This is a genomic window from Rothia nasimurium, from assembly GCF_928381415.1.
GTDB classification, from domain to species: Bacteria; Actinomycetota; Actinomycetes; order Actinomycetales; family Micrococcaceae; genus Rothia; species Rothia nasimurium_H.
In genome coordinates this window covers 1-306 of record NZ_CAKMSF010000035.1, presented here as the reverse complement: position 1 = coordinate 306, position 306 = coordinate 1, and the positions used below count along the sequence as shown (strand labels likewise).

1 protein-coding gene is annotated in these 306 nt (G+C 56.9%); it reads left to right on the top strand.

What is annotated here, in order from left to right; translation table 11 throughout:
- Positions 1-11: 11 nt before the first annotated feature.
- A partial coding sequence (locus L7A20_RS11875; protein ID WP_336603577.1) for an RHS repeat-associated core domain-containing protein occupies positions 12-306 on the top strand: 295 nt, incomplete at its 3' end.

Sequence of the window (306 nt, the reverse complement as noted above, 5' to 3'; positions counted from 1 at the left end):
AGGTTGCTGGTCTGGAGATCCTGGGTGCGCGTGTCTATGACCCGGTAGCTCGTGGGTTTATCTCGGTTGATCCTCTTGCCTCCCCAGCTGGTGCTGGTTGGGGTGCGAATGTGTATGCGTTTGTGGGTAATGCTCCGGTGGGTTTGGTGGATCCTTGGGGTTTGTCTCCGATGACGGCTGGGGAGTTTCGGGAGTATCACCAGTCCAATACTCGTAACCGAGCCTGGACGCGGGTAGGTAGCAACCTCGCAGACGGAGTTGCTGGCTTGTGGGACTGGACCAAAGACAACTGGCAAGGAATTGTCA